At 30.2% G+C, this 18,695-nt stretch carries 13 protein-coding genes and 1 other RNA gene; 7 read left to right on the forward strand and 7 right to left on the reverse strand.

Features of this window, described 5'->3' with window-relative positions; genetic code table 11:
- Positions 1-15: 15 nt before the first annotated feature.
- A complete protein-coding gene (locus EGM88_RS08790) occupies positions 16-1,755 on the reverse strand; it encodes an ABC transporter ATP-binding protein (RefSeq protein ID WP_123897620.1) in 1,740 nt (579 codons plus the stop codon).
- 237 nt (positions 1,756-1,992) lie between these two features.
- Here EGM88_RS08790 and EGM88_RS08795 point away from each other — a divergent pair, with 237 nt between their 5' ends.
- Together EGM88_RS08795 and gldA are read left to right on the forward strand one after the other, a co-directional pair.
- Positions 1,993-2,958 carry a M28 family metallopeptidase gene (locus EGM88_RS08795; protein ID WP_123897622.1) on the forward strand — a complete coding sequence of 322 codons (966 nt, stop codon included), beginning with the start codon at positions 1,993-1,995 and terminating at the stop codon, positions 2,956-2,958.
- Between the two features lie 97 nt (positions 2,959-3,055).
- The gene (gene gldA, locus EGM88_RS08800) at positions 3,056-3,952 is read left to right on the forward strand and encodes a gliding motility-associated ABC transporter ATP-binding subunit GldA (RefSeq protein ID WP_123897624.1); all 897 of its coding nucleotides are present in this window, start codon (positions 3,056-3,058) and stop codon (positions 3,950-3,952) included.
- A gap of 79 nt (positions 3,953-4,031) precedes the next feature.
- Here gldA and EGM88_RS08805 read toward each other — a convergent pair whose 3' ends face one another.
- Positions 4,032-6,683 carry an AsmA-like C-terminal region-containing protein gene (locus EGM88_RS08805; protein ID WP_123897626.1) on the reverse strand — a complete coding sequence of 884 codons (2,652 nt, stop codon included), beginning with the start codon at positions 6,681-6,683 and terminating at the stop codon, positions 4,032-4,034.
- Between the two features lie 165 nt (positions 6,684-6,848).
- On the opposite strand from EGM88_RS08805, the gene kdsA reads away from it, so the two are divergent.
- Genes kdsA through EGM88_RS08820 form a run of 3 tightly spaced genes read left to right on the forward strand, consistent with a single transcriptional unit; the run spans position 6,849 to position 9,623 of the window.
- Positions 6,849-7,667, forward strand: coding sequence for a 3-deoxy-8-phosphooctulonate synthase (gene kdsA, locus EGM88_RS08810; RefSeq protein ID WP_123897628.1), 819 nt, complete (start codon positions 6,849-6,851; stop codon positions 7,665-7,667).
- Positions 7,668-7,682: 15 nt separating this feature from the next.
- Positions 7,683-8,537, forward strand: coding sequence for a hypothetical protein (locus EGM88_RS08815; RefSeq protein ID WP_123897630.1), 855 nt, complete (start codon positions 7,683-7,685; stop codon positions 8,535-8,537).
- A 45-nt stretch (positions 8,538-8,582) separates the two neighbouring features.
- Positions 8,583-9,623 (forward strand): transglutaminase domain-containing protein, encoded by a 1,041-nt coding sequence (locus EGM88_RS08820; RefSeq protein ID WP_123897631.1) that lies wholly within the window; start codon positions 8,583-8,585, stop codon positions 9,621-9,623.
- A gap of 65 nt (positions 9,624-9,688) precedes the next feature.
- On the opposite strand, the gene EGM88_RS08825 is transcribed toward EGM88_RS08820, so the two are convergent.
- Positions 9,689-12,244: an adenosylcobalamin-dependent ribonucleoside-diphosphate reductase gene (locus EGM88_RS08825; RefSeq protein ID WP_123897633.1), complete on the reverse strand. Its 2,556-nt coding sequence runs from the start codon at positions 12,242-12,244 to the stop codon at positions 9,689-9,691.
- A 593-nt stretch (positions 12,245-12,837) separates the two neighbouring features.
- Between EGM88_RS08825 and EGM88_RS08830 the strand changes: the two genes are divergently transcribed.
- Positions 12,838-13,134 (forward strand): winged helix-turn-helix domain-containing protein, encoded by a 297-nt coding sequence (locus tag EGM88_RS08830; RefSeq protein WP_123897635.1) that lies wholly within the window; start codon positions 12,838-12,840, stop codon positions 13,132-13,134.
- Between the two features lie 95 nt (positions 13,135-13,229).
- Here the strand turns inward: EGM88_RS08830 and EGM88_RS08835 are convergent, their stop codons facing one another.
- Together EGM88_RS08835 and EGM88_RS08840 are read right to left on the reverse strand one after the other, a co-directional pair.
- The gene (locus EGM88_RS08835; protein ID WP_123897637.1) at positions 13,230-13,448 is read right to left on the reverse strand and encodes a DUF3820 family protein; all 219 of its coding nucleotides are present in this window, start codon (positions 13,446-13,448) and stop codon (positions 13,230-13,232) included.
- Between the two features lie 97 nt (positions 13,449-13,545).
- Positions 13,546-14,751, reverse strand: coding sequence for an NAD(P)-dependent oxidoreductase (locus EGM88_RS08840; protein ID WP_123897639.1), 1,206 nt, complete (start codon positions 14,749-14,751; stop codon positions 13,546-13,548).
- A 215-nt stretch (positions 14,752-14,966) separates the two neighbouring features.
- Here EGM88_RS08840 and ssrA point away from each other — a divergent pair.
- Positions 14,967-15,361: a transfer-messenger RNA gene (ssrA, locus tag EGM88_RS08845) on the forward strand.
- Between the two features lie 134 nt (positions 15,362-15,495).
- On the opposite strand, the gene bglX is transcribed toward ssrA, so the two are convergent.
- Both bglX and EGM88_RS08855 read right to left on the reverse strand, forming a co-directional pair.
- Positions 15,496-17,817 carry a beta-glucosidase BglX gene (gene bglX / locus EGM88_RS08850; RefSeq protein WP_123897641.1) on the reverse strand — a complete coding sequence of 774 codons (2,322 nt, stop codon included), beginning with the start codon at positions 17,815-17,817 and terminating at the stop codon, positions 15,496-15,498.
- A 41-nt stretch (positions 17,818-17,858) separates the two neighbouring features.
- The gene (locus EGM88_RS08855) at positions 17,859-18,692 is read right to left on the reverse strand and encodes an endonuclease/exonuclease/phosphatase family protein (protein ID WP_123897643.1); all 834 of its coding nucleotides are present in this window, start codon (positions 18,690-18,692) and stop codon (positions 17,859-17,861) included.
- Positions 18,693-18,695 lie beyond the last annotated feature (3 nt).

The raw sequence follows: 18,695 nt of genomic DNA on the forward strand, positions 1-18,695 counted from the left end.
ACCATTAGTTAAGCATTATATCCTACTCTGATAGGTATATAAATCAAAATATCTACCTTTTTTTGCTATAAGCTCTTCGTGTTTTCCTTTTTCGACAATATTTCCATCTTCAATTACCAAAATTTGATCTGCCTTTTGAATGGTACTTAACCTATGAGCAATTACAAATGTAGTTCTATTTTGCATTAACACACCTAAGCTTTTTTGGATATACGACTCACTTTCAGTATCTAAATTAGAAGTAGCTTCATCTAAAATAATAATTTTAGGATTTGCCAATATTGCTCTAGCAATAGAAATTCGCTGACGTTGTCCTCCAGATAGTTTTACTCCTCTTTCACCAATTACAGTATCAAGCCCTTTATCGAATCTATCTGTAAACTCGTTCACATAAGCACCTTTAACAGCTAATAACAATTCCTCTTCAGAGGCATCTGGCCTTGGAAATAAAATATTTTCGCGAATAGTTCCTTCATATAAAAAATCATCCTGCAAAACAACAGCTAAATGTTTTCTAAAACTATTCAAATTTACTTCTGCCAAATCTATACCATCAAGTGTAACTTTTCCCTTTACTGGATTTAAAAATGTAGCTGCCAATCCAGCAATAGTTGATTTACCCGAACCTGAAGACCCTACCAAAGCTGTAACACTACCTGAAGGTGCTTTTAAAGAAATATTATGTAGTACTTCTTTATTTTTTTCGTAACTAAATGAAACATTTTCAAAAACAATTTCTCCTTTAATATCATTTAAAACAACTAATCTTTTTTCAGGATTATCTTCTTCTATCATATTCATCAACTCTTGGGTACGGTCTAAACCTGCCATTGCTTCAGTAAGTTGACTTCCAATGTTACTCATTTGTACAATTGGAGCAATCATAAAACCTAAAAACAAAGTAAATGAAACAAATTCACCATAAGTCATTGTATTATTCATAATAAAATAACCACCAATACCCATTATCCCTGCTGAAGCCAACCCTAATAAAAAAGTAGATGAACTAGTCATTAAGGCCGTTGCCGTTAAACTCTTTTTTACATTTAAGTAGAGACGTTCAACACCTTCTTCAAAAGTTTTGTTTTCTTGTTCTTCAGCATTAAATCCTTTTATAACTCTAACACCATTTAAAGTTTCTGTTAAACGACCAGTTACTTCAGCATTAATCTTACCTCTTTCTCTGAAAATAGGACGAATGTATCCAAAAGCTTTTAAAGCTATAAAAGCAAAAAGAGCAACAGGAACGAGCACAAAAAACGTCATAGTTGCGTTTAATTTAATTAAAATTACTAGTGAAATAACAGCTGTAATGGTTCCTCCAATTAGCTGTACCAATCCTGTACCAACTAAATTACGAACCCCTTCAACATCTGACATAACACGAGAAACCAATGCTCCAGATTTATTATTATCAAAAAAACTGATAGGCAATGTCAATAATTTCTTTTGCACTTTAGCCCTTAATAAAGCGATTAGATGCTGTGCTTCAACACTTAATAATCTAGTTAATAAAAAAGAGGTTACTGCTTGTATTAAAATAGCCGAACATACAAAAATTAACAATGTAGTTAGGGCTTGCATGTCTTTATTAGGAATCACTTCATCTATCAAATTTTTACTGGCATATGGCAACACCAAACCTGATAAACTTTTTAAGATAATTAAAAATAAACCTAATAGAATAATGTTCTTTCTTGGCCAAATAAACTGTTTAAATGCCCAGGCAAATGATACTTTCTTTTTTTCACTCATTCTTTAAATACTACTATTATTGAGCCAATTTTTTTTTGCTGACAAATAGGCATAAACATATTCTTTTTAGGATAAAAAAACTTGATTTACGTAAAAGTCTCCAAGAATTTAATTAAAATATAGAGTTACAGGCATACATCAAAATGTTTGAATATTTCCTTATAAAAACACTAATAAAAACCGACATTTGTACTGTGTAATTCTATTTAGAATTAACTACAATTAAAAAAAATTATTATGCATAACAAAATATATCCCTTATTATTTATTCTTTTTCTTTTTATTGATGTAATTCACTCTCAGCAAGATATTACCGTAGAGGAACTCAAAGAGCATATTAAATTTTTAGCATCAGATAAAAATAAAGGTCGCTTTCCGGGAGAAAAGATGAATAAAAAAGTGGTAAAGTATATTAAAAAACAATTTAAACAATCTGGAATAAAACCAATAAAAAATAATTATAAACAAACATTTATGGCTCAATTAAGAGTTAAAAAAAATGAACCAAAAAAACCTAAAGTTAAAACTTGGAATGTTGTTGGGCTCATAGAAGGCTCAGACCCTAAACTTAAACATGAATATATAGTTTTAGGAGCTCATTACGATCATTTAGGTCTCGGGTATGGCCCCTCATCAAAGTCTGATAAGGTTGGAGTAATCTATCATGGAGCTGATGATAATGCAAGTGGAACTGCAGCTCTTTTAGAAATTGGAGAAAAACTTGCTGCTAATAAAGAAATTCTAAAACGAAGTGTTATACTAGTAGCATTTGGTGCTGAAGAACAAGGCTTATTGGGGAGTAGGTATTTCGTAAATAACCCAATTGTTCCTTTAAATCAAATTAAACTAATGATTAATATGGATATGGTAGGTAGGTTAAATAGTCAAAATCAAATTTATATGGGCGGAGCTGGAACATTTAATGGGGGAATGGAATTAATGAAAAATTTAGGTCCAAAACACAATTTATCTCCAATAGTACATTCAGGTTCCGTTGGCGGATCTGATCATGTTTCTTTTTATAAAAAACAAATATCAGTAATTGGATTACATACAGGAGGTCATCCACAATACCATACACCTGAAGATACGGCCGATTTAATTAACTATTTAGGAGAAAAAAAAGTGTGTAATTATATTTATGATGCAATCGAAAATATATCAACACGTAGTAATGAAATAAATTTTATTCAACAAGATTAAAATTTACGCTAATTTTTTATCGTTCTTTAAACCAATTAAAACAAAAGTGTCAAACTTTTAGAAAAGATTTGTTACTTTGTAAATATAAACTATCATTATGTCAATAGAGATACAAAACATCAGTAAAATTTACGGAACACAAAAAGCATTAGATAATATTAGTTTTAAAATAAATTCTGGTGAAATTGTTGGATTTTTAGGGCCAAATGGTGCAGGTAAATCTACCATGATGAAAATTATTACCACCTATATTAACGCAACTGATGGAGTGGCTATTGTAAATGGACATAATGTAACTACAGAACCTATACTAGTAAAACAATCTGTTGGGTATTTACCAGAACATAACCCGTTGTATTTAGATATGTATATAAAAGAGTATATTCAATTTAATGCTTCCATACATAAAATTTCTAAAACTAGAATTCGAGAGGTTATAGAACAAGTAGGTTTAAGTCCAGAAGTTCATAAAAAAATAGGACAATTATCTAAAGGATATCGTCAACGTGTTGGTTTGGCTGCTGCTTTATTACATGATCCTGAAGTACTTATTTTAGATGAACCAACTACAGGTTTAGACCCAAATCAATTGGTAGAAATTAGAAGCCTTATTAAAAGAATTGGAGAAACTAAAACTGTATTATTCTCTACTCATATTATGCAAGAAGTTGAAGCTGTTTGTGATCGTGTAATTATTATTAATAAAGGAAAAATAGTTACTGATAATAAATTGAACAAACTCAAAGGAAATACAGACCAAGTTATAGAAGTTGAATTTGACTTACGTGTTGAACCTCAATTACTTCATAAAATTCCAAAAATAAAAAATATAGAAAACCTTTACGAAAATGTCTGGAAATTAACGTTTAACACAAGTAAAGATATGCGACCAGCAATTTTTGATTTTGCTCACGATAACGGTTTAAAACTATTACAATCTACAGTAAAAAATCAAGATTTAGAAAGTTTATTTAGAGACCTTACAAAAAAGTAAGTAGCTATCAAATACAATTGGCAGTAAACGTGTTTTTACTTGCAATACTTCCGTACTTTTTTATATTTTTACTTCAAACTTAGTTAACAGTATCTTTTTCTTCTTTTTTCTTTCCAAAAAGATTTTTTAACGCATCTTTTGCCACGTCTTCTACAGTAGGTTTAGTGTTTGAATTTTTAACAGAGTCCTTTGCTGCAACTGAAGATGTAGTGTCTTTCGCTGTTTCTTTGTTTCCAAGTAAATCTTTTAAAGCATCTTCAACTTTTTCTTTTCCTTTATCTATTAATTTATTTTTTTGCTGAGTTACCAATTGATTTGTTAAATTAGTAACTGCTGATTTTAAATCCGTTTTTATAGATGGATTGGTAAAACTACCTGAAATAATTGCATTTACAGGAATTTGAATATTTTCACTATCCTTTTCATCTAATTGAGCTAAAAGTTTTGTTACATCAGATCCTAAATATTTAGCAGGTACATTAACAACAGCATCATAGCCCAAAGTATTATCAAAACCATGCCCACCACTAATATCAACTTTAATATCTTCATAATTAATAGAAAATGGGTTTATCTGGACTTTTCCATCTTTAAAAGTTAATGCTGTTTTTAAATCACTTAAATCTAACTTTTTTGAATCTAAAAAGGTCAATTGACTTTCTAATTTCTGAATTAATGGTGAATTTTCAGGTGAAAGTTTAGATCCTATCAATTCTGCCATAGCATTACCAGATACAGTGTTTAAATTAGGTGTAAAGTCATTATTCAAGCTTCCTGAGAGACTAATATTTGTATTTAATTTTCCTTGAATTACTTTCGCTATTGGAGCTAATGCCTCCAACAAACTCAATTGTTTAAAAGACTCGTCTATGTTAAGACTATTCATATCCAAATTCATGGCAAAAGTTGGGGTTTCTGACTTGGTAGAAACATTTCCGTCAAAACCTATTGTTCCATTAAAAATACTCGATTTCATATTCTTTAATGTTGCCGTTTGATCTTTAATCAGTAACGTACCAGAAACATTTTTTAAGGTAATATTATCATATAAAACCGTAGTTGCATTAGCTTCAACAGTGCAATCTAAAAAGGAAGGAATTTTAATACTTTCCTCTTGTGCCTCTACATTATCTGATTTTTCCTCTTTTTCTTTTGAATCAACTTCAGCAACCATAAAATCATCGACTGAAAACGTGTTAGAATTTAAAGAAAACTGCCCTTTCATATCTTCTTTATTAAAGAAAAAGCCAAGTAAATTATCTATACGACCAGATGCTTGAATATCTGTTTTACCTAATTTAGCAGCAAAACTATTTAATTTAACAACTTTTGGGTTTAATGATAAAGATGTTTTATCAATTATTAATTTATCGCTTAATTCATTAGAAACATATTCAAAATTCTGTAAAATAAAAGTACCGGAAGTTCTAGTATTTTCATAATTTCCTTTTTCAATTGAATTCATATCAAACGCAGTACTCGCGTTTATAGATAAATTTCCTTTTAAATCTTTAACAGCATCTGCAGGATAGACTTGCTCTAAATTTGCTAAATTTATTTTACCATCTAAATGAGCACTAACTTTCATGTTCTCAGTTACTTCAGTCAGATTAGCTGATGCATTAAAAGTTTCCTGCTCTAAACGAAATGATAAGGTATCTATAGCTACATAGGTGTCTTTTACCAATCCTGTTTCATTCGCTATTTTAGTGTTAAGATTTATGTTTTCTAACGATTTTGGTAAATCAGGATACTTAAATGATGCATTGTCAGAATTAATAATAATATTAAACTTAGGTATATGAGTTTCGTCAACTACACCTTCAAATTTTCCTGTAATATCAAAATTACCTGTAGTGGTTACACCTTCAATATTTTTAGAATATACTTCTGGAATTAAAGCCAAAAAGTTTTTAAAATCTGATGATGGTGTTTTAAAATTTATAGCGACTTCTTGATTGTTTTCATTAATTTTTACAAATCCATCAAAAACTAATGGTAATTGATTAATTAATGCTTTATTTTCTAGAAAACTAAATTTATTTTCATTTAAATCTATACCAATAATAGCTTCTAAATCTATTACGTTGTTATTTAAGTAAGCTACACTATCCATTTCAAAAGTAACAAGACCATTTGTTTTCGTATTTAATTTAGATGTAACTGAAGATAAATTACCTTCTCCTTTATGATTAAATTCTTTCAACAAAAAGCCCATTTTACTTGTTGCATCTATATAAGATATTTTACTATTTGTAATTGAATAATTATCTAAATTTAATTGTAGTGGTTCAGATTCTAATTCTGTTTCTTCAGCTATATCAGCATCACTTTCTTTGGCTATATCATAATTTGCATTTCCATTTTCATCAATTTTTATTGCCAAATTTGCTTTATCAATGGCAAAAGATGTAATACTAATGTCTGAGCCGCCTTTAAACAGCTGACCAAGTGGTAATTTTAAATCGATTTGATCTGCATAAAAAAGAGTGTCACCTTCAAAAGGGGCTTTATTTATTAAAGATATTTTATGCAATGAAACCTCAGCACTCGGAAAACTGCTCCAAATACTTAAATCGGCATCCTCAAAATCTAAGGTAGCTTTTAAATTATTATTAGCAGTTGTTTTTACCATCTCAATAATTTTTCCTTCAAAAACAATAGGAATAATAAAAATTGCTGTAATAATTAAAACTATAACAATTCCGAGAATTTTAACTACTTTTTTCATATCTCTACTCTATCTCAAATTTGGTTTAAATCTACAATACATTAATAACGTTCGTTAATGCATAAGATTATATTATTATAATATTTTTCAAAGGTAAGTTGCATTTCATGATTTTGAGGTTAAATAAAATATAAAAAACCGTACTTTTGCATCAAACTATACTTCATGGATATTTCTATTATTCCCAACATAAAACATACAACTAGTAATAATTTTTTTTTATTAGCAGGACCTTGTGCTATTGAAGGTGAAGAGATGGCATTACGCATTGCGGAAAAAATAATTAACATTACTGACAAATTAGAAATCCCATTTATTTTTAAAGGAAGTTTCAAAAAGGCAAATCGATCAAGAATAGATAGTTTTAGTGGAATTGGAGATGAAAAAGCTTTAAAAATACTTCAAAAAGTAAGTAAGACTTTTAATGTACCTACGGTTACTGATATTCACGAAAGTGGAGATGCTTATTTAGCGGCACAATTTGTTGATGTATTACAAATTCCAGCATTTTTAGTTCGTCAAACAGATTTAGTAGTAGCTGCAGCAAAAACTGGAAAAGTTGTCAATTTAAAAAAAGGACAATTTATGAGTGCTGAAAGTATGAAACATGCCGTAAATAAAGTGCTTGAATGTCAAAACAATAACGTTATGCTTACGGATAGAGGCACAATGTTTGGATATCAAGATATGATTGTTGATTTTAGAGGTATCCCAACTATGAAAAAATATGCCACTACTGTTTTAGATGTTACTCACTCCTTACAACAACCAAATCAAACTTCTGGTGTTACTGGCGGCAGACCAGAAATGATTGAAACTATTGCCAGAGCAGGTATTGCAACTGGAGTTGACGGTTTATTTTTAGAAACTCATTTTGACCCTGCAAACGCAAAGTCTGATGGTGCTAACATGCTTCATTTAGAGCATTTAGAAAAGTTACTAACCAACTTGGTTGCCATCAGACAAACAATTAATTCTCTATAATTACACATTCAAATAATGATTTCAATTCGATCGTTTATAGGCTTTTGCTTGCCTTTTTTTGCCTTTAGTTTAAATGCTCAAAGAACAGCTCCTAAATCTTTTACAAGTTCTAATAAAGGCAAAATTTTTGTCAGTTGGGGAGGTAATAGATCTTCATTTACAAATTCAGACATCACTTTTAAAGGAAATGATTATAATTTTACATTGTCAAACGTGAAATCTCATGATAAACCTAAAGGTTGGCATGTAGATTATATAAACCCTTCTCGAATGACAATACCTCAAACTAATGCTAAAATAGGTTATTTTATTAGTGAAAATTATACAATTGCATTAGGTGTAGACCATATGAAATATGTAATGACTCAAAATCAAACTGCTCAAATTGATGGAGAGATTAATTTATCTCTTGATGAACCTGGAGCCAGTTTCAATGGTTTTTATAATAATGTTCCAATTCAATTAACTGAAGATTTTCTAAAATTTGAACATACTGATGGTTTAAATTATGTTTACTCTGAGTTTTCAAGATTTGATGATGTTTCATCCATTTTTAATATAAAAAACATTGATGTATTTCAAATAAACGTTACTGAAGGTATTGGTGCTGGTGTATTATACCCAAAAACCAATGCCACTCTTTTATCTAAAGAGCGTCATGATGATTTTCATATTTCTGGATACGGGGTTTCCTTAAGTGCTGGATTACACCTTAATTTCTTTAAATATTTTTATTTAAGAGGAGATTTAAAGGGAGGTTTTATTGATATGAATTCTATTAGAACTACGCAAAGCTCGGCCGATAGTGCCTCACAGTCTTTTTTCTATTTTCAAAGGGTTATTTCTTTGGGCGGTATTTTTAGGATATAACATATCATACAATTTTTTAGTTAAATAACTGTTATATAGTTTATTATGAGACTAATAACTATATATTTAACCCTCCTTTTGTTTTTAAACAAAATAGTTGCTCAGCAATTTGAAATTGCAGATCAACTAAATACTACACACCACAAAATCTCTTTTTCGGAAACGTTGAATGCTAATTATACTTCTGTTGATACTAAAGTAAGGGATTATGGAGCAAAGTATAACTCATCAAACGAGTTAGCTGAACAAATATTAAAAGATTTTACTTTAAAAAAAGAAAGAATACGAGCTCTATACACATGGATATGCTTAAATATCCATTATGATATGGATGCACTAACCAATAAACAGACAGAAATTAGCTTTAGTTATACATCAAAAGCCGATTTTAACAGCAAAATAGAGGCCGTAAATTCTAATATTATAACAACCACCTTACAATCAAAAAAAGCAATTTGCGAGGGCTACGCACTAACATTTAAAAGAGTCTCTGAATATTTAGGTATTCCATGCGTTTTAATTGGTGGTTTTACGAAAGGTAAAGCGTCAGACATTAATAACCCTACACTTACAGAAAATCATGCTTGGAACGCCGTTAAAATCGATAAAAAATGGTATTTAATAGATACTACATGGGGAGCAGGATATTTCAATGGGAACCGATGGGTATCTCAATTTGATGATTTCTATTTTTTCACTGACCCAAAGCAGTTTGCTTTGACACACTATCCAACAGAAAAAGAATGGTTACTTAGAGAAGATAATCTTACTAAAAAGCAGTTCTACAATACTCCAATATATAAAAAATCATTTTTTTTGAATAAGATGAAGTTGATTTCTCCAAATTTTGGACTTCTTAAAGTAGCAACTGGAGATCATATTTCATTTTTAATAAATAAAATTCCTGAAAATACACATTTATTTTATGCTTACGAAGGTGATAAATACAGTAAAAAAGTTGAATTAAATTGTAATAACTCTCAGTGCAATTTTGCCATTCCTTTTAAAAAAAATAGGGATTCAGTTTTATATCTTTTTTTGAATCAACAACCAATTTTGGAATTTTTTGTAGAAAACAAAAGGTGATGACAAAAAAATCCAAATTTCAATTGTTGAAATTTGGATTTTTAGTATGATTAATAAGTGTAATACTATCCACATTTAGACATACCACAACTTTTACATTTTAAACAACCTTCTTCATAAACCAATCCTTCTGGGTCTCCACATTCGCTACATTTTTTATCCTTTACTTCAGCATCTTTTGGAATGAACCTTTTTAAAGCTCTAGCAACACCATTTTTCCAAGTATTGATATGATCATCATAAAGATTCAAATTCTGAATTAAATCTACAACATAAGGCATAGGCATTCCGTGACGTAAAACCCCTGAAATTAATTTAGCATAATTCCAAAATTCCTTATTGAACGATCTTGATAACCCTTCAATAGTTGTTTTATAACCATCACTGTCTATATATTGAAAATCATATCTGGCATTACCATTTTCATCTCTATTTTTAATAACCCATCCTTTTTCAACCCATTGAGGAAGATTAAAAGCATCTTTCATCTTACCTGTAAAAATTTCATAAGGTTTACTATCAATTAACCCAATAACAGCCAACCATTTCTCAGACTCATTGTGAAATCTAATTATTTCGGCCTCAATCTTATGAGGTCTTTTTGCGACTAAGGTTTCTTCAGTATAATCTTCCTTCTTCTTTTTAGGCTTATCATCAGATTTAACTAAAATTCCACTTCTTGAACCATCACGGTATACAGTAATGCCTTTTAATCCTTGTTTCCATGATTCAATGTAAATGTCACCAACTTTATCAACTGTAACATCTGAAGCTAAATTAATAGTTGAACTGATAGAATGCGTTGTATATTTTTGAACTAACGCTTGCATCTCTACACGTTTGTTCCAGTCAATTTCTGGTGCAGTTGCTCCAGCATATGGGCTATCTTTAACATCAGTTTTACCCGTTGTATTCATCCAAGTTTCAAATTTCTTATGATACACAGTAAACTCTTCAAATGCGTCACCCAAATCATCTACAAAATCAACATTAGAATTATCATCACTAGTATTAACTTTTCTTCGACGAACATATGATAATAAAAATACTGGTTCTATTCCTGAAGATACTTGTGCCAACATACTTAAAGATCCCGTTGGTGCAACGGTACTGATAGATATATTTCTACGACCATTTTCCATCATTCTAGCATATAAATCAGGAAATTCTCTGCTCATCATTTGAACAAATTCTGACGTATCTTCAATATTTCTATTAAAAACTTCGAACTGACCTCTATTAATAGCCATATCAATGCTACTGTCAAATTCAGCCACAAGTTTTTTCTTCATAATTTTATCAACAACTGTCAATGCTTCTTCCGTATCAAACTTAATACCTAAAGCCGCAATAGCATCGGCCAAAGCTGTAAATCCAAGTCCTGTTCGTCTTCCTTTTTTACCAGTTTCAGACAACAATTGCCATATTTCTTTTTCTGCTCTTTTGATATGGTCTGGTTCTGGATCTGCTTCAATTTTCTCCAAAATTCTATCTACAGCTTCTAGTTCTAAATCTACTAAATCATCCATTAAACGTTGAGATTCGTAAACAACTTCATAGAATTTTTTATAATTGAATTTTGCTTTTTCAGTAAACGGATTTTCAACAAAACTGTACAAATTAACAGCTATTAAACGACAACTATCACCACCTTGCATTGCAATTTCAGAACATGGGTTTGTTGAACTATTTTTAAATTCTGGGTACACTGATGATGTGGAATAATGGTGTTGTCTATCCCAAAAAATTAATCCTGGTTCGGCTGTATTATGTGCACATTCAATAATTTTATTCCATAGCTCTTTAGCATTAATCTCTTTAGTATATTTAGGTTCTGCACTGTCTATTGGCCATTTTAATGTAAATTTTGTGTCATTTACTACAGCTTTCATAAACTCATCTGACAATCTAATAGAAATATTGGCACCAGTAACTTTAGTTAAATCTTGTTTAATAGTAACAAAATCTTCGATATCAGGATGAGCAACATCCATGGTTAACATTAATGCTCCACGACGACCATTTTGAGCAACTTCTCGTGTAGTATTAGAAAATCTATTCATAAAAGAAACCGCTCCAGTAGTGGTACCAGCTGCATTAGAAACTAGAGCATTTTTAGGGCGTAGTTCTGATAAATCTACTCCTACTCCACAACGTCTTTTAAATAATTGTACCAATTGTTGATCTGTATAACATACACCTCCATAAGAATCCATAACAGACGGCACAACAATACAGTTTGACAGGGATGCAATAACCTCCTTATTTCCTAAACCAAACATGACACTGCCTTGAGGAATTACATATTTAAAATCTTTAAATAGATTATAAATTTTTTCTGTATTTAATGGTTTTCTAGTTTTACCATAAGCAGATAAATTGTCTGAAATTTTATCGTTAGGAATATAGTTTTTTTCAATTCTACCAAATTCTTCAGCCATTCGTTGATGCATATCATCTGGAGATTTTTCCAAATAATTACCATGTTTATCTTTTAAACAATACTTATTAATCCATGTAGTAGCGGCAAGTTCATCATTGTTAAAATAGGCTAATGAAGTCTTTAAAACTTCATTATAATCGTAAGTTTTAGTGTTGGTTTTGATAGTTTCGACAGACATTTTCTTTTTATTTTTTGGTATTAGAGTTACCAAAAATAATACAGAAAATTATTCATTTCATTAATAAATTTTTTAATTAGTAACAAAATTTTTAACTTTTAGTTGAAAACTTTTTTCAACAATTATTTTTAATTATTAATTATTTTAGATAATTTAATAAGCAAAATTTATCTCTTTTTTTAAGCGTAAACCTCATTAAATCAAGCAATTTATAATAAATTTTACTCTATAAAAAGATTGAACACGCAAACTAAAACAGTTTTATACTATTGGACTGTATAGGCAGTTCTTTAAATTTAAATATTATACTGTTCTTTTTAACTACAAATACTTAATTAGTAATAAAACGAGTTATAGTAAAATCATTAAATTTAAAAAATTGAAATTTGTATTTCTCAGTTAAATATTTCATCCAATTAAAAGAATACTCATTAAACAAGTAAAAAATTAAATTTTAGGTGTGATAAAGCTCAATTATAATTTCTATGTACTTTAAGATGTAAGAATTTCTTGTGTATGTTTAAATTAAAGTTAACTTTGTTATACAAAGTTCTTTAACTAATTAAGTTAATTATTAAATTAAACAATACAATTTGAGTATACTAAAAAATATAAATAAAGTTTTTGACCACCGTGTTAGACTAGGCATTATGTCAGTTTTAATGACCAACGACAGCTTAGATTTTATTACCTTAAAAAAATTACTAGATATAACTGATGGTAATTTAGCCAGTCATATTAAAGCTTTAGAGAAAGAAAATTACATTAAAATTAGAAAATCTTTTATTGGTAGAAAACCAAATACTCAATATAGTTCTACACATTTAGGAACTCTAGAATTTAAAAAACATCTGACAGCATTAGAACATTTAATTAACATAAAAATATAACAGAATTTCATTTACTTTTAAATACAAAGTACTTTTAACCTATATTTAAGAATAGGCATAATATACTATAATTCCCAAATAAATAATAGATTCTTTTACTCTCTCCTCTTAATTTCTCTTACTAAATGTTCTAAACCATTAAGTTTTAGCTCATAAACTAAACCTAGCATTAATCCTAACTTTCCTTTTGGAAAACCTTTGGCATGGTACCAAACAATATAATGTTCAGGTAGATCAATCAAGTCTATACCTTTAAATTTTCCATAGGGCATTTTGGTATTTGATAAATCGATAAGAAATTGTTTATCTTGCATTAATTGGTATACTATAGTTACTACCTTTTTCTATTCTTTCTTCCAAAATACAAAATCCGTGATAGCTAGCAATAAATTATTTTGTAGAGTTATTAATTTATTCTTTACCATCGACAAAATCCTGTAAATATTTAAATTTATTAGTTAATTTACCATTTTCAGTTATTTTAGCACGATGTAAAATACCATCCTTATCATTATTAAAAAATGCTGGAATTACGTCTTTCAAAAACATAGATCCAAATCCACGACTTGCATTATCAGGAAGTTCACAGGGTAAATTATCAACAGCCATTACCACAATTGCTTTATCGTCTTTATAATCAATTTCGTCACCCGTTTCTGGGTTATATCCATATATAGGGTATTCAATGGTAGAAGGTCTAATCGTTGGTGCAATAGGACCGTTAATATCACAACTAATATCTGCTACAACCTTTATATTAAAATTAGGTGATTTAACATTTCTACGCGTTATAATTTCTGGAGCTCCTTCTCCATAGAAATGTGCAGCAATATACATATCACTAACTTTTGCAAAACGCATGAAAGTTGATTTATATTCACTGGCATTCTCAAAAAAATCTTTTTTACCTAAAAAACTACCATCTTTACGACTATTGTAATCTAAAGCATCTAGTTGTACATAAACAGGCTGACTAAATTCCTTTTTTAAGAAATCATCCGTTGATACTTCTTTAATATTCAATATGTCTAAAATCTCCCTAACACCAGTTCCGACTTTACCCGTACCAGTTACAACAATTTTTATTGGCGGAACTACTATTTGTCTTAGCTCCTTTTCTAACTCTAATAAATTTTTTAAGTCATTAGCTTTTGGCAAATCTATACCTCCAAATTTAAGACCATAAGCTCTAAAAGCATTGTACGCACCAACAACGCCAGCATAATAACCAAAGCCAATTAGTCTATAACCATCACTATTGGTAACCGTTTCGTGATCATACAATGTAATATTTTTATCAAGAATTGCTTTTAATAAGTCCCTATTGTAAGGTTGTTTTTTAATTGTATGTGAAAAGAAAAAGTACGATTTATTAGCTATTAAATTTTCAATGGGTACTTCCTTAACACCCAATAACACATCACAACCTGAAACATCGTCAGTTACCTCAATTCCTAAATCTCGATATTCATCATCATTAAACACTCTAATGTCAGATGATTCAACAAAAACCTGAGCATTTGGATATTTTTCAACCAAGTTTTGACATGCATTCGGAGATAAAACTACTCGACGATCGGGTGGATTTTTACGTTCTTTAATAATAGCAAATTTCATGAATTGATATTTTTTATTAATCTCAAAATGGCAAGATACTAGAATTACAACTAAAATTAAAAATATAGTTACTGAAAATTTAAAGCTTTTTAACTCTACCCTTAGCCTTTCTTGGGTTTTTGGTATAAAATTTGTGCAATGTATTATGAAATAAGGTATTTCACAAGTTTTGATTTCAAAATTATAATTACCTTTGCACAACCATATTATAACATGGGGATGACTGGTTTTGACAGCAAGGTCAGTTAAATTGTAAGCATGTCGAGCAATGAAATAGTACTCGTAAAACTCAATTTCAACACTTTAAACGGCGAGAATAACTACGCTTTAGCTGCATAATCTGAATTACAGTAGGATTAAGCCACGTCTCTACAAGGTAGAGAAGCTTTATGTCTCCTGAAAGCCTTTGTTAATGGCGTTCAATTTTGAGGCATCGTAAAAATTAACATAGAAATACTAGGCTTCGATAGTATTTTGAAATTTAAGAAGCTAAGCTAAAAGTAGGCAGTTTTCGGTCAGCTTTTAGACTAAAATTAAGCGAAAACTAAGCATGTAGAAAGCATTTTAGTTGCTTGTTTGGACGAGGGTTCGAGTCCCTCCATCTCCACTACTTTTGCCTTCCTAAAACCTAGGAGGGCTTTTTTATACCTAATAAACTATTTTCAATATTATTTAGAAGAAACTAAAAAATACCCACTACAACCTTTTGTAGTGGGTATTTTTATATTAAAAATTTGAACTATGTTAATTTACTGTAAACTTAGCCATATTATTAGTTGTTGAACTACCGCCAACCCAAACATTAAACTCACCAGATTCTACCTCCCACTTTTTATTTACAGTATAAAATTGAAGAGTTTCAGCATTTATAGTAAAATTAATCGTTTTGGTTTCTCCAGCTTTTATCATGACTTTATTAAAGCCTTTTAATTCTTTTATTGGTCGTGTTAAACTACCAACTAAATCTCTAATGTATAATTGTACTACTTCTTCTCCATCTCTAGAACCATTATTAGTAACATTAACAGATACTTTTATTTCTCCGCCTTTATCCATTTCGGACTTGTCTAAACTCAATTTACTATAAGTAAAATTGGTATAACTTAATCCGTACCCGAATGGAAATAAGGCTTCTTTAGGAGCATCGTTATACCCAGAATATGTTACTTGAGTACTCATAGGCCTACCTGTATTTTTTTGATTGTAATATAAAGGCTCTTGACCTACATTATAAGGGAAAGAAACTGGTAATTTTCCTGAAGGATTATAATCTCCAAATAATACATCTGAAATAGCATAACCAGATTGTGAACCTAAATGCCAGCATTCTAAAATACTTGGTACATGTTCAGCTGCCCATGCAATATCCATTGGACGTCCATTCATTAATACAATAACTATATTTTTATTGACAGCATAAACAGCTTCCAATAGTTCTTGTTGTAATCCTATAAATCCTATATTCGTTTGACTTCTACCTTCACCCGTTTGGTACGCATTTTCACCAATAGCAAGTAATACGACTTCTGCCTTTTTAGCAGCATTTACCGCAGCTGCTATGCCAGATCTATCAGTAGTATTATATTCAATATGGTGTAAAAATTGATTTTCTCCTGGTTCAACTGTTTTAGAAGTTAACTCTACTCCTTTTTCATAATATATTTTAGTGCTATTTCCTACAGCAGCTTTAACTCCTTCCAATAAAGAAATTGCTGAATTATATTCTCCATGAGCTCTCCAATTACCTAACGGTGTATCTTTATCATCTGCTAACGGACCAATAACTGCTATACTATTTATATCTTTAGACAAAGGTAATAATGTGGATTTTTTAACGGTATCGTTCTTTAACAATACAATTGATCTTTTAGCTACATCACGAGCTATTTCTAGGTGTTCTTTTGTATAAATTTCGTTTTTCTCACGTTCTTCATCACAATATTTATAAGGATCATCAAATAAGCCCAATTGGAATTTTAAACGTAAAATACGTTTTACAGCGTCATCAATATCACTAAGTTTAACTTTATTCTCTTCTATAAGTTTTTCTAATTCTGCCTCATATGCATAAGATTCCATGTCCATATCACTACCTGCATTTAAAGCAATTTCAGCGGCGTGCTTTTTGTCTTTAGCAAAACCGTGAGCTATCATTTCACCAATAGAACCCCAATCAGAAACAATAAAACCATTCCAACCCCATTCACCTTTTAACAGATCTCGTTGCAATACTTTACTTCCTGTAGCGGGAATACCATCTATTTCGTTAAAAGCATTCATAAAAGTTGCAACACCTGCTTCTGCAGCTGCTTTAAAAGGTGGTAGTATTACATTATGTAATTCGTGTTCTCCAATATTTACAGTGTTATAATCTCTACCTGCTTCACCAAAACCATAACCCGCAAAATGTTTAGCACATGCAGCAATAGTATTATTTTTAGACAAATCATCACCTTGAAAACCTTTAATTCTAGCTACACCTATTTTAGAACCTAAATAAGTATCTTCTCCTGATCCTTCCATAATACGTCCCCAACGAGCATCTCTAGAGATATCTATCATAGGAGCGAATGTCCATTGCATACCCGCAGCTGAGGTTTCTTTTGCTGCAATTCGGGCTGATTTTTCAATAATATCAAGATCCCAACTTGCACTTTCTCCTAATGGTATTGGAAATATAGTTTTATACCCATGAATTACATCGTATGCAAAAATTAGGGGAATTTTTAATCGTGAATTCTCCATAACTAATTTTTGTGCATTTCTAACCGCTTCTACTGAGGTTACATTAAGCATAGAGCCTACTTCTCCTTTCTTTAATTTTTCTTCTTTAAACTTGTCACCTTCAGCTGATGCGGGTCCAGTTACATCCCAACTTGCAGAATATTGAACCATTTGACCAATCTTTTCTTTTAGATTCATTAGAGCAAGTACAGAATCTACTTTTTGCTCAATAGCATCGTCTTGCATTGCCGATTTTTTCGAAGTATTGGTACCCGTTTTATCGCAAGAATTAAATAGTGCTATTGCAGAAATGATAAAAAGTAATACAATAAATTTCTTCATAAATTATAAATTTTAGTGGTTTTTAAAGTGTTGGATATTATTTATTCTAATTCTAACTGTACGAAAACAGGTAAATGGTCTGAAGGATATTTTAAATCTTTAGAATTACTTAAAACTGCATATTTGTGCACCTTAATATTAGACTCTTTTGATATAAAAATATAATCAAGGCGTCTAGTTACTGGTTCATTAAATTTAAAAGCATTAAAAGTACCAATAGGTCCGAATTTGAGATTACTCACCTCTTTAGTATCAATAAAATTTTCCTTCAAATGATTAATTAATGTATTCTCAGGTTCTACATTAAAATCACCCATTAAAATCACAGGATAATTTTTAGTATTAAGCGAAGCAATTCTTTGTTTAATTAAATCCATACCTTTCAATCTCGCTTGTTGCCCAATATGATCTAAATGCGTATTAACTATCCATACTTTTTCTAAACTTTCTAAATCTGTAAATAATCCATAAGTACAAACTCTTTCATAGGCCGCATCCCAACCTTTTGACCTTTTTTCTGGAGTAGTAGATAACCAAAAAGTACTGTCTTGTTCGACTTTTACTTTATTGGCATTATAAAAAATAGCAGAATACTCACCCTTATCACCACCTTCACGACCATGACCAATCATTTTATAATCTATTAAAGAATTTTTCATATATGCTATTTGATTTGGGCGACCTTCTTGCGTACCCATCACATCAGGATTATAAAACTTAATCTGATTTAGTAAAAATTCTTTACGATTCTCCCATGCATTTTCTCCATCAGAAGCAACATCAAGACGGATATTATAAGTCATCACTGTTAAATTTTGACCATAAACTGAAGTAAATAACACTAATGTTATTATTAAAGAAATAAAATTTTTCATATT

The sequence above is a fragment of the Aureibaculum marinum genome, assembly GCF_003813905.1.
Lineage (GTDB): Bacteria > Bacteroidota > Bacteroidia > Flavobacteriales > Flavobacteriaceae > Aureibaculum > Aureibaculum marinum.

Excerpts from the sequence above, each read along its gene's own strand:
- EGM88_RS08840 (WP_123897639.1), bottom strand. The coding sequence starts at position 14,751 with ATGAAATTTGCTATTATTAAAGAACGTAAAAATCCACCCGATCGTCGA.
- bglX (WP_123897641.1), bottom strand. The coding sequence starts at position 17,817 with ATGAAGAAATTTATTGTATTACTTTTTATCATTTCTGCAATAGCACTA.
- EGM88_RS08805 (WP_123897626.1), bottom strand. The coding sequence starts at position 6,683 with ATGAAAAAAGTAGTTAAAATTCTCGGAATTGTTATAGTTTTAATTATT.
- EGM88_RS08795 (WP_123897622.1), top strand. The coding sequence starts at position 1,993 with ATGCATAACAAAATATATCCCTTATTATTTATTCTTTTTCTTTTTATT.
- EGM88_RS08815 (WP_123897630.1), top strand. The coding sequence starts at position 7,683 with ATGATTTCAATTCGATCGTTTATAGGCTTTTGCTTGCCTTTTTTTGCC.
- gldA (WP_123897624.1), top strand. The coding sequence starts at position 3,056 with ATGTCAATAGAGATACAAAACATCAGTAAAATTTACGGAACACAAAAA.
- EGM88_RS08855 (WP_123897643.1), bottom strand. The coding sequence starts at position 18,692 with ATGAAAAATTTTATTTCTTTAATAATAACATTAGTGTTATTTACTTCA.
- kdsA (WP_123897628.1), top strand. The coding sequence starts at position 6,849 with ATGGATATTTCTATTATTCCCAACATAAAACATACAACTAGTAATAAT.
- EGM88_RS08790 (WP_123897620.1), bottom strand. The coding sequence starts at position 1,755 with ATGAGTGAAAAAAAGAAAGTATCATTTGCCTGGGCATTTAAACAGTTT.
- EGM88_RS08820 (WP_123897631.1), top strand. The coding sequence starts at position 8,583 with ATGAGACTAATAACTATATATTTAACCCTCCTTTTGTTTTTAAACAAA.
- EGM88_RS08835 (WP_123897637.1), bottom strand. The coding sequence starts at position 13,448 with ATGCAAGATAAACAATTTCTTATCGATTTATCAAATACCAAAATGCCC.
- EGM88_RS08825 (WP_123897633.1), bottom strand. The coding sequence starts at position 12,244 with ATGTCTGTCGAAACTATCAAAACCAACACTAAAACTTACGATTATAAT.